The sequence below is a fragment of the Lapillicoccus sp. genome (assembly GCF_046595215.1).
Lineage (GTDB): Bacteria > Actinomycetota > Actinomycetes > Actinomycetales > Dermatophilaceae > Lapillicoccus.
In genome coordinates this window covers 1-11,387 of the sequence record NZ_JBKJPP010000063.1, presented here as the reverse complement: position 1 = coordinate 11,387, position 11,387 = coordinate 1, and the positions used below count along the sequence as shown (strand labels likewise).

Below are 11,387 nucleotides of genomic sequence, written 5' to 3'. Positions count from 1 at the left end.
CGTGTCGCGGCCGATGCCCCGGCGGGCGAGGACCTGGGCGAAGTGCTCGCCGTCGACGTAGTCACGGGTCAGCGGGTCGTTGAGGTCGAGGTGCCAGTCGATCTTGACCGACCCGGGGATGTGCCCGGTGTCGTAGAGCAGGACGTCCTCGTCGGACTCCACGACGACGATCCCGTCGGGGTTGCCGGAGGCCAGTTGCTCGGCCAGCCACGACGTCGAGACGAGACGCTCCGGGTGGGCGTAGGAACTGAACGTGGCTGTGTCGTCCGCGGCGGCGGTCATGACGGGTCACCTCTGTGGGTCGGTTGCGGTCCTCGGTCCCTCATCGTGACACGCCCGCTCGCATCATGAACTTCCGGTGGAGGTATATCCGAGCGCTAGACGTCTCGGGTATACCTCCACCCAGAAATGCGGGCCCGTGGCAGGCAAACCGCTCCTCACACGACGCTCAGAGGTGGACCAGGCCGTCAGCACGGTGGCTGTGACGGACCAGGGCCTCGATGGCGAGGGTTGCTGCCACCGACAGCAGGCACGCGAGGGCGGCGACGAGGACGAACTGGAGGATCGGCGTCCCTGTCGGGTCGATGACGGGGGTGGGGGTGATGGTTCCGTCCTCGGGCTCGGGGGGACGCAAGGCGTGCGCGACGCCGACGCCGGTGACCAGCCACCCGGAGGCGGTGACGGCGAGGACGAGCAGCAGGCGGGTGATGGTTCGGTGCGACATGGTGGACTCCTTCTGGTTGTCCCGCCTCGATGGCGGGAGCGGTCTGGACCAGCACACCGTCGGGCCCTCGGAAACGGCTCAAACTTCGCTTGGACCATTCCTTGGACCAGTGCTTGGAGCAGCGGTTGGCGCGTCCTTGAACGCACCGGGTCGGGCTCGATGGGGGGTGTTGGGCCACCGTGCGTCTGGCTGAGCCCGTCTGGTTGAACTCAATTCCCGGGAACCCCGGAGGCCGTGCGAGTACCGTTGGCTCAGGGCAGGACGACGCCGGCGATAGGCGGTGGGTGGTGGGCTGGGCTCTCGCGGCGAACTCGGACGACGACACCGGTCTGGACCTGCGGATCCTGGGTCCGTTGGAGGTCCTCAGGGACGGGCAGACCGTGGCGCTGGGGGGCAGGCGGCAGCGGGCCGTCCTCGCCCGGCTCCTCGTCGAGCCCGCCGTCGCTGTCTCCCTGGACCGGATCGTCGACGCCGTCTGGGCGGAGCACGTGCCCAACGGCGGCACCGCCACCGTCCAGACCTACGTCTTCCACCTGCGTGAGGCCCTCGAGCCGACGCGGGCGAAGGGAGCTCCGGGCACCGTCCTCGTCACCACCGGCAACGGCTACCGGTTGGACCCGCCCGACGGCTCGCTCGACGCGCTCCGGTTCGAGGAGGCCGTCGGGCGGGGTCGCCAGGCGCTCGCGGCCGGGGACGGCGCGGCTGCCGCAGGCATCCTGTCCGACGCCCTGGCGCTCTGGCGGGGCGAGGTCCTCTCGGACCTCGACGACCTCGGGTTCGTGGCGCCCGTGGCTGCTCGGCTGTCAGAACTGAGGCTCTCCGCGACCGCGGCGTGGGTCGACGCCGAGCTCCTCTGCGGGCGACACGACGAGCTCGAGGCGGAGCTCGGTAGGCTCGTCAGTGAGCACCCGTTGCGGGAGGGCTTTCAGGCCCAACGCATGCTCGCGCTCTACCGCTCGGGGCGACAGTCCGAGGCCCTCGATGCCTATCGGCAGGTGCGTGGCCTGCTCGACGAGGAGCTCGGCGTGGCGCCGGGCGACGAGCTGAGGACCCTCCACGAGCGGATCCTCAGGCAGGACCCGGAGCTGCTCGCGCGGCAAACGAGCGAGCCACGCGCACGACCGGTGGACACCCCCCCGGGAGCGGATGACGACGGCCTCACGCCGTCGAGCCCCCTCTCGGCGACGTCCCCCCCGGACCCCCCACCGACCGACCGCCCCCGGCGAACCCTTCGCGGCCAACGGCGGGTGGCCGTTGTCTCGGTCATCGGCGTCTTCGCGGCGCTGCTGGCGGGCGGAACGTCCTGGATCGCCCGGTCGGGTCGGATCACCGCGTTGCCGCCCAACAGTGCCGGGGTCCTGACCGAGGGGGGGTTGGACGGTCCCGCCGTCAACCTCGGGTGGAGCCCGGTGGCGATGACCGAAGGGGGCGGCGACGTGTGGGTGGTCAACCAGTCTCAGGGACAGGTGGTCCGGATCGATCCCGAGACGCACCGTGTCGTCCAGACCGTGGGTGGTGTCGGCCACGAACCCCAGGCTGTCGCGGCGTACGGAGCCGACGTGTGGGTCGTGGCTGGCGACTCCACGCTGACGCGGATCAACATCGACAGCAACACCGTCGTCGACAAGATCGAAGTCGGCATCGAGCCGGCGGCGGTGGTCGCCGGGCCGGACGGGGTGTGGGTGGCCAACAGCGGGGACAACGCGGTGCAGCACATCGACCCGAGGACTCGCCGGGTGGCCAAGGCGGTGCCCGTCGGCGACGGGCCGGACGGACTGGCGCTCGAGGGCACGACCCTGTGGGTGTCCAACGGTCGCAGCGGCTCGGTGAGCCAGCTGGACACGATGAAGGGCACGATCACGCAGGAGTTCCTCGTGGACGCCGGTCCGTCGGGGATCGCCGTCACCCCCGCGGACATCTGGGTAGCCAACGAACTCTCCCAGTCCGTCTCGAGGATCTCGCGAGCGACCTCCGTCGTCTCACGGGTCGTGGTCGGCGACGGACCGACAAACGTGGTCGCCACCGGCGGCGAGGTGTGGGTGAGCAACGCCTTCGGGGGGAGCGTCTCGCGGATCCAGCTGGCGACCGGCGCCGAGACGAGGCTCCCGCTCGAGAGTGCCCCGCGGGCGCTGGCGCGCGTGGGCGACCAGGTGTGGGCAGCCGCCGGAGGGTACTCGAGCGGCATCCACAGAGGGGGGACCCTGACCTGGACCGCGCCCCCGGAGTTCGGGAAGCTCACGAGCCTCGATCCCGCGGGAGCGTACGACCCACAATCGCTCCAGCTCAATCGTGCGGTCTACGACGGCCTCGTCACCTTCCGGGCCGCCGGCGGGCGGGGGTCACGAACACTTGTCCCGGATCTGGCCACCACGCTGCCCCACCCGACCGACGGCGGCTTGACCTACGTGTTCACGGTCCGCCGTGGGGTGCGCTACTCGTCCGGTGCGACGGTGGTGGCATCCGACCTTGCCCGAGGCTTCAAACGGGCGCTGCTGGACCGGGGCGGCCGGCCGGACTTCTTCCGTGCCGTCGTCGGGGCGCAGCGGTGCATCGAGGATCCGGACTTCCCCAACCTCTGCGACCTCTCCAGGGGTGTCTCCGCGGACGACGAGTCGGGCCGGTTGACCATCCGGCTCACGGAGCCGGATCCCGAGCTCCTCGACAAGCTGGCGTTCTTCGTCGTCGCCACCCCGCCGGGGACCCCCCTGCGCGACCTGGCCCTCAGTCCCGCTCCGAGCACCGGGCCCTACGTCATCAGCCAAGCCACGTCCACCGGGGTGACCCTCAGTCGCAACCCGTACTTCCAGCAGTGGTCGTCCTCCGCCCAGCCCGACGGCTATCCCGACAGCATCGTCTTCCGAACGGCGGCGACGCCCGAGGCGGCGGTGGCTGACGTCGTCTCAGGCGCGGCTGACGGGACGCCCATTCTTGGCAGCCTTGCCGCAGTGGTCAGCAGCCATCCGACCTTGGTGCACCGGTACGAGCAGTTCAACACCGACTTCGTCTACCTCAACCCCCGGGTTGCGCCCTTTGACGACATCCGGGTGCGGAGGGCGCTCAACTTCGCCGTCGACCGACGCAGGCTGGTGGAGCTCTATGGGCCCGACTCCAGCCTGGCCTCGGCGACGTGCCAGATGCTGCCGCCGAACTTTCCCGCCTACCGACCGTACTGCCCCTACCAGGTCGGGCCGGCCGAAGGCCCATACAGCGGGGCTGATGTCGGCATGGCCAAGCAGCTCGTCAAGGACTCGGCGACGACGGCCACGCCGATCACCATGTTCGCACTTCCGGGGGAGGGCCTCTGGTCCCGCTTCCCGGCGTACTTCGCCGAGGTGCTGAGAGGCCTGGGCTACACCGTGGCGGTGGCACCCCTGCCGACCGTCCGAGACTTCCCCAGCTACCAGATCTTCACCTCGTCCGGTTGGCTCGCCGACTACCCCCGGGCCTCGACGTTCTACGACCTGTTCGCCTGCGGTGGCCTGTCCTTCACCGGCTACTGCAACCCGACCATCGACGCCGCGGCCCGGCGGGCTCACGCCCTCGAGGCGAGCGACCCGTCCGCCGCGCTCTCAGCATGGGCCGGAGTCGACAAGATGGTGACCGACGACGCGTCCGTCGTCGCCCTCGGCAACCGACGGGGGGCCCAGATCGTCTCCCAGCGGACCGGGAACGTCCAGGCCGCCTTCGGTACCGGGGCGCTCCTTTCCCAGCTCTGGGTCCAGTGAGCGAGTCGGTCCGCGAAGCCTGTCGAGGTCGGTGCGGCAGGACTGTTCGAAGCGGTCGAGCTCGCTCAGGGCGTCGTCCAGGTCGCGCCGGCGCTGCTCGAGATCCGCGCGGCGCGCGTCGATCTGGCCGAGCACGTACTCGAGCTGGGAGGAGCGCCCCCGCGGCACGTCGTAGAGGTCGATGATCGTGCGGATCTCCTCGAGCGGGAAGCCGAGCCGCTTGCCGCGCAGGATCAGGCCCAGCCGGGTCCGGTCGCGGCGGTGGAAGAGCCGCTGCGTCCCCTGCCGCTCGGGAGAGATCAGGTGGAGGTCCTCGTAGTGGCGGACCGTGCGGTGGGTGACGCCGAACTCGTCCGCGACCTGCGCGATCGTCCAGGTCTGCCGCGGCGCCGTCCTCAGACTTGTCATGAGGCCGATTGTGCTTTACGTTGACGTCAACGTCAAGTATGCCGTGTGCCCCGCGGGTGACCCTCGCGCCCGGGTGCTGGGCCCGTCACGAAGGGTAGGACACCGATGTTCGAGCTGAGCAAGGAGCACGAGGACTTCCGTGCGGTGGTGCGGGAGTTCGCCGAGGCCGAGGTGGCGCCGCACATCGCCGAGTGGGACCGAGACGCCCACTTCCCGACGGACCTCGTCCCGAAGATGGGCGCTCTGGGTCTCTTCGGGCTCGTGGTGCCGGAGGAGTACGGCGGAGCTGACGCCGACTTCATGAGCCTCGTCGTCGCGATCGAGGAGCTGGGCCGGGTCGACCAGTCGATCGGTATCACGCTCTCGGCCGGCGTGGGGCTCGGGATCAACCCGATCCTGACCTACGGCACCGCGGAGCAGAAGCAGCGGTTCCTGCCCGACCTCGTCGCGGGGCGGGCGCTCGCGGGCTTCGGCCTGACCGAGCCGGAGGCCGGCTCCGACGCCGGGGCCACCCGCACCCGGGCCGTCCGCGAGGGCGAGCAGTGGGTCGTGAACGGCGCCAAGGCGTTCATCACCAACTCTGGCACCGACATCACGTCGGTCGTCACCGTCACCGCCCGCACCGGGTCCAGACAGGACGGCACGCCGCAGATCTCGGCCATCATGATCCCCTCCGGCACCCCGGGACTGGTGGTCGAGCCGCCCTATCGCAAGCTGGGCTGGCACGTCTCCGACACCCACGGGCTGACCTTCGAGGACTGCCGCGTCCCCGCCGACCACCTCCTCGGCGCCGAGGGTGAGGGCTTCAAGCAGTTCCTGAAGACCCTCGACGACGGCCGGATCGCGATCAGCGCGCTGGCGGTCGGCTGCGCCCAGGCCTGCCTCGAGCTGTCCACCGACTACGCCAGGACCCGGGTCGCGTTCGGGCGCCCGATCGGCGCCAACCAGGGGATCTCCTTCCAGATCGCCGACCTGGCCGTGATGGTCGAGGCCGCCCGGATGCTGACCTACAAGGCCGCGTGGCTCAAGGACGAGCTGCACCTCGGGCGCCGTTCGGTCGCGCAGGTCAAGCAGGCAGCCGCCATCGCCAAGCTCTACTCCACCGAGGCGGCCGGCGCGGCGACCCGGATCGCGACGCAGGTCTTCGGCGGCAACGGCTTCATGGAGGAATACCCCGTGGCCCGCTTCTTCCGGGACGCCAAGATCCTCGAGATCGGCGAGGGCACCTCGGAGGTCCAGCGGATGCTCATCGCCCGGGGCCTGGGCCTGCCCGCATGACGCCCGAGCCCGACGTCGCCGCGGACGGTGACCCCCGGGTCGCCGACGTCCGGACCCGTCTCGCCGCGGCATACGCGGCCTCGGCGGAGGCGCCCGCCAAGGCGAGGGCCAAGCTCGACGCGCAGGGCAAGATCGCCGTCCGCGACCGGATCGGGCTGCTCTTCGACGAGGCGTCCTTCGTCGAGGACGGTCGCTACGCCAACGCGACCGCGGTCGGGCTCCCCGCGGACGGCGTCGTGACCGGGCGCGGCACGGTCGACGGCCGCGCGGCGATCGTCATCGCCAACGACCCGACCGTCAAGGCGGGGTCGTGGGGGGCGCGCACCGTCGAGAAGATGGTCCGGGCCACCGAGATGGCGCTGCGCGAGGAGCTGCCGATCTTCTGGTTCGTCGACTCGGCCGGCGCCCGGATCACCGACCAGGTCGAGATGTTCCCCGGCCGCCGCGGTGCGGGGCACATCTTCCACAACCAGGTCGCGCTCTCCGGCAAGGTCCCGCAGATCTGCTGCCTGTTCGGGCCGAGCGCGGCCGGCGGGGCCTACATCCCGAGCTTCACCGACATCGTCATCATGGTCGAGGGCAACGCGTCGATGTATCTCGGCAGCCCGCGGATGGCGGAGATGGTCATCGGAGAGAAGGTGTCGCTCGAGGAGATGGGCGGTGCCCGGATGCACTGCACCGTCTCCGGGTGCGGCGACCTGCTCGTCGAGGACGACGTGGAGGCCATCGAGCTCGCCAAGCTCTACTTCTCCTACGTGCCGGGCAGCTGGCGCGAGAAGCCGCCCAGCTACAGCGTGGAGGAGCCGACGGCGCCGCTCACCCGGCATACCGTGCCGGAGCGCGAGTCCGTGCCCTTCGACGTCCACGAGGTCATCGACGGCCTCCTCGACGAGGAGTCCTTCTTCGAGATCAAGCCGCTGTTCGCGGCCGAGCTCGTCATCGGCTTCGGCCGGTTGGGCGGCGAGAGCGTCGGCGTCGTCGCGAACAACTCCGCCGTCAAGGGCGGCGTCCTCTTCGCCGACAGCGCCGACAAGGCGGCCCGGTTCATCTGGCTCTGCGACGCGTTCTCGATCCCGCTGGTCTACCTCGCCGACGTGCCGGGCTTCATGATCGGTTCCGAGGTCGAGCGCGGTGGCATCATTCGCCACGGCGCCAAGATGGTGTCGGCCGTGGCCGAGGCGACGGTGCCGCAGTTCTGCGTCATCGTCCGCAAGGCCTACGGCGCCGGGCTCTACGCGATGGGCGGGCCGGGGTTCATGCCCGACGCGACCCTTGCCCTGCCCACCGCCCGGATCGCGGTGATGGGTCCCGAGGCCGCGGTCAACGCGGTCTATGCCAACACCATCGCCGAGATCGAGGCCACCCGGGGCGTGGCGGCCCGCGACGAGTTCATCGCCGAACGGCGCCGGGACTACGAGGCGGACGTCGACCTCGAGCGTCTCGCCGCCGATCTCGTCCTCGACGGGATCATCGAGGCCGACGAGCTGCGGGCCGAGCTGCTCCACCGGCTGCGCTATGCCGCCCGCCGGGACCGCGCCTTCAGCGAGCGGCGCAGGTCGGTCCCGCCGGTCTGACCCGGGTATTCTGGGCTGCCACGTCCGCGCCAACCCGAGGGGTCCCCATCTCTGCAGTCGCCACCGCCGAGACCGACCTCGCCGCGTCGACCCGCCCGATCTGGTGGCGACGCTTCGAACTCTGGTTCCCGCTGGCGGTGTATGCCGCGACGCGCCTCTTCACGGTCGTCGTCGTGCTCATCGCGCAGCGTTCCCAGATCGCCCTCCCGGCGCCGAACGGGATCCTGCGGATCATGTTCCCCACGGACAAGGCCCCCGGCTACTGGGTGGTCATGGGCAACTGGGACGGGCAGTGGTACCAGCAGATCGCCACATACGGCTACCCGACGACGCTGCCCCTGACCGACGAGGGCACCGTCGACATGAACCCGTGGGCGTTCTTCCCACTCTTCCCCATGACGGTCGGGGTGCTGATGCGCCTCACCGGGCTGGACTTCTACGTCGTCGGCGCCGTCCTGGCGACACTCCTGGGCGCCGTCGCCATGGTCCTGCTCTTCCGGCTCGTGGACGAGGCGGTCGGGCGCTGGGAGGCGGTCGTCGCGGTCGTCGGCCTCTGCACCTTCATCTCGGCCCCGATCTTCCAGACGACCTACACCGAGTCGCTGACGATCCTGCTCGTCGTCACCACCCTCATCCTCGTCCGGGCCCGCCGCTACTGGTGGGTGGCCGTGGCCCTGGTGCTGCTGGCCCTGAGCCGCAACGTCGTGATGGCGATGGCCCCGGTGATCATCGCGCATGCCATCGTCCGCCGGCGCACCGAGGGCGACGCCTTCGGTCGGCGCGACCGGATCCACCTCGGGGCACTGGCGGTCGGGTCGGTGGCGCTGGCCGGGCTGTGGCCGGCGGTCATCGGCCTCGTCACCCGCACGCCCGACGGCTACGGCCAGACCATGCAGGCCTGGCGGATCGGGAGCGAGCTGAAGATCGGCACGTGGTGGAACTACCTGACGTTCGCCTACGGCTGGGTCGGGGCGCTCTTCGGGATCGGGGTCGTCGCGACCTTCACCTGGTTCATGCTCACCCACCGGACGTGGCGCTGGGGGCCGGAGATCTGGGGATGGGCCGGCGCCTACCCGGCATACCAGCTGCTCGTCACCAACACCGGACCGTCACGGCTGCGCTATGCGATCCTCGCGTTCCCGTTCACCTTGTTCATCGCGTGGTTCCTGCGGTTGAAGCCGTGGCGTCGGTGGAAGATGCTCGGGCTGGCGGGGGTGGTGGTCCTGGGCCTGGCTCAACAGGTGTGGTGGATCCAGAACTACCTCATCGTCAGCCACCTCGACGGGCCGATCTACTTCCCCTGAGCCCCAGCTGCGCTGCTCGCCACGTCGAACCAGCCGACGCCGACCTGCGTCATCAGGTCCCGGAGCAGCGGCAGGGACAGGCCGACGACGTTGTGGTGGTCGCCCTCGATCCGCGTCACGAAGGCGCCGCCGAGCCCGTCGACGGTAAAGGCCCCGGCGACCTGGAGCGGCTCGCCGGTTGCGACGTAGGCCTCGATCTCGTCGCCGCTCAGGGTGGCGAAGTGGACCGTCGTGGAGGCGGTCGCGCCGAGGGTCGCCCCGGAGCCACCGGCGGCGTCGTCGCGCTCGTCGCGCAGCCAGTGGCCGGTGTGCAGGATGCCGAAGCGGCCGCTCATCCGCTCCCAGCGGGCGACCGCCTCGGCGGCGTCGGCGGGCTTGCCGTGGATCGTGCCGTCGAGCTCGAGCACCGAGTCGCAGCCGATGACGACGGCGTCGGGCTGTCCGGCAGCGACGGCCTCGCACTTGGCCCGGGCCAGCAGGAGGGCGACATCGGCCGGTGCGAGCTCGCCGAGCCGGTCCTGCGCCGCACGGAGCACGGCGACCTCGTCGACGTCGCTGACGACGACGGTCGGCTCGATGCCGGCGCTGCGCAGCGTGGCCAGTCGCGCGGGCGAGGCGGAGGCGAGGACGAGGGGGACGCGGCCAGTCATGGTGCAAGCCTAGTTCGGTCGTCAGGCGGTGCCACGTCCGTCCTCGCAGTCGCCCCGGGACAGGGTCAGAGGGGCGCCACCGTGACGGTGAAGGCCTGGACGCCCGTTGAGCCTTGGGCATCCGTCAGGCGCAGCGTGAAGCTGAACGTCCCGGCGGTGCTCGGGGTGCCGGTGACACGCACCAGGGGCCCGCTGGGGTTGTCCTGGACGAGCGACATCCCCGGCGGCAGCAGGCCCGCGGTCCTCACCCAGGTGTAGGGGATGACGCCGCCGCTGCCGGTGACCCACAGGTTGGAGAAGGCTCCCACGACGGGCGACCAGGGCAGCTGGGGCGTGATCGTGAGTCCCAGCGCCGGGTTGATCGTGATGGTGACGACGGTGGTCGCCTGAGCACCGTTCGCGGCGTCCGTCGCGCGGAGGGTGAACGTGCTCGTCTGCACGGTGGTCGGCACGCCCGAGACCGCGATCGCCGGCAGCTTGCACGAGGTGGCGCCCTGGTTGGGGTCGAGGAGGAACAAGCCGTCGGGGAGCTGGCCTGCGACGACGTCGAAGCCGATGCAGCCGACGCGACCGGTGACGCTGATCGTCGTCCCGGACGCCGTGTCCACGAAGCTCGTGCCGACGAAGCCCGGGCCCAGCGTGGTGGACGGAGTGAGGAAGGCGAAGGCCGGAGGGGGGTTGATGGTCAGCAGGGTCGTCTTCGTGACCCCGCCGGCAGAGGCACTGATCGTCACGGACGTCTGCGTCGTCACTGCTGTCGTGTAGGCCACCGTGAACACCGCCTGGGTGGAGCCGGCGGCGACCGTGACGGACGGAACGCTGACCGGGGCGGTGCCCGGGTGGCTGCTGGAGAGTGCGACAGTGACCGGCGAGGTCGCCGCGCCGGCGAGCAGGACCTCACCCACGGCAAGGGAGCCGACCTCGCTCAGCGCGGTAGGGCTCAGTGCCACCGAGGTCAGCGGTGGGGCGGCAGACGGCGGGGCCACCGTGCACCCGGACAATGTCACGGTGACCGCTGCCGCAGATCCGTCGTTCACGTCCACGGTGCAGTCGGCTGGCGGCACATAGCCGGAGCGGTCGATCTTGAAGCTCCCCGAGCTGCTGCTCGTCGCCATCCGCACGCCGTCCACGGTGATCGGGCGGCTCGCAGCCGCACGGCCTTCGAGCCTCAGCGTGGTGCCGCTGACCGACGCGCGCGTCACGGTGACGGCTGCCTGCGCAGCGCCGGCTGAACCCAGGAGCAGCGCCACGATCACCACCACCGAAGCAAGGATCCGACGTCGACCGTTCATGACTGCCTCCAGGCCACGGCGCCTCGTGCACGCCAGCGGCACCCGGAAGGAGCGTGCCGCCCAGGAAGGGCTGCCAGGCCGGGGTTCCTGGACGGCCCGAGCATCGTCTCGACCAGTGAGGAGCGCAATGGGACGTTGGTCGTAGTACCCCACGTCACTCCCCGACCCCACGTCTCCCCGACCCCACGTGTTGCGGCTTGGGCCGCGCATGGGGTCGACAAGGGGCGGGATTCGCGGCGCCGGCCGCAACACGTGAAGCGGGCGGGCGGCGCCGGCCGCAACACGAGGGGGCCCGGGGGTGGATCGGGCACGGTGGCGCAGCTGGACTCAGCCGAGGATCTCGTCCACGTAGCACCAGCGCCAGGCCTCGCCCGGTTCGAAGCTGCGCATCACCGGGTGCCCCTGCGTCCGGAAGTGTCTCTCCGCGTGCTC

8 protein-coding genes and 2 pseudogenes are annotated in these 11,387 nt (G+C 70.8%); 4 read left to right on the top strand and 6 right to left on the bottom strand.

What is annotated here, in order from left to right:
* Positions 1–282: pseudogene (locus tag ACLL9L_RS05310) on the bottom strand (sulfurtransferase); the annotation flags it as partial.
* Between the two features lie 166 nt (positions 283–448).
* A complete protein-coding gene (locus ACLL9L_RS05305) occupies positions 449–724 on the bottom strand; it encodes a hypothetical protein (protein WP_411283599.1) in 276 nt (91 codons plus the stop codon).
* A 287-nt stretch (positions 725–1,011) separates the two neighbouring features.
* Here ACLL9L_RS05305 and ACLL9L_RS05300 point away from each other — a divergent pair, with 287 nt between their 5' ends.
* Complete coding sequence (locus ACLL9L_RS05300) at positions 1,012–4,449, top strand: BTAD domain-containing putative transcriptional regulator (RefSeq protein ID WP_411283598.1); 3,438 nt, start codon at positions 1,012–1,014, stop codon at positions 4,447–4,449.
* Between the two features lie 15 nt (positions 4,450–4,464).
* Here ACLL9L_RS05300 and ACLL9L_RS05295 read toward each other — a convergent pair.
* Positions 4,465–4,857: pseudogene (locus tag ACLL9L_RS05295) on the bottom strand (MerR family transcriptional regulator); the annotation flags it as partial.
* A gap of 105 nt (positions 4,858–4,962) precedes the next feature.
* On the opposite strand from ACLL9L_RS05295, the gene ACLL9L_RS05290 reads away from it, so the two are divergent.
* From ACLL9L_RS05290 to ACLL9L_RS05280, 3 genes are all read left to right on the top strand, one after another.
* On the top strand, positions 4,963–6,135 hold the full coding sequence (locus tag ACLL9L_RS05290; protein WP_411283597.1) for an acyl-CoA dehydrogenase family protein: 1,173 nt from the start codon (positions 4,963–4,965) through the stop codon (positions 6,133–6,135).
* Positions 6,132–7,709: an acyl-CoA carboxylase subunit beta gene (locus ACLL9L_RS05285; RefSeq protein WP_411283596.1), complete on the top strand. Its 1,578-nt coding sequence runs from the start codon at positions 6,132–6,134 to the stop codon at positions 7,707–7,709. Before ACLL9L_RS05290 ends, ACLL9L_RS05285 begins: the two co-directional genes overlap by 4 nt.
* Before the next feature lie 137 nt (positions 7,710–7,846).
* Positions 7,847–9,013, top strand: coding sequence for a hypothetical protein (locus ACLL9L_RS05280; protein WP_411283595.1), 1,167 nt, complete (start codon positions 7,847–7,849; stop codon positions 9,011–9,013).
* Here ACLL9L_RS05280 and ACLL9L_RS05275 read toward each other — a convergent pair.
* The 3 genes from ACLL9L_RS05275 to ACLL9L_RS05265 form a co-directional block, all read right to left on the bottom strand.
* A complete protein-coding gene (locus ACLL9L_RS05275) occupies positions 9,001–9,663 on the bottom strand; it encodes a Maf family protein (RefSeq protein WP_411283594.1) in 663 nt (220 codons plus the stop codon). The genes ACLL9L_RS05280 and ACLL9L_RS05275 overlap by 13 nt on opposite strands.
* Before the next feature lie 65 nt (positions 9,664–9,728).
* Positions 9,729–10,955 (bottom strand): putative Ig domain-containing protein, encoded by a 1,227-nt coding sequence (locus ACLL9L_RS05270; protein WP_411283593.1) that lies wholly within the window; start codon positions 10,953–10,955, stop codon positions 9,729–9,731.
* A gap of 327 nt (positions 10,956–11,282) precedes the next feature.
* The coding region (locus ACLL9L_RS05265) for a UBP-type zinc finger domain-containing protein (protein ID WP_411283600.1) at positions 11,283–11,387 on the bottom strand (105 nt) is incomplete at its 5' end.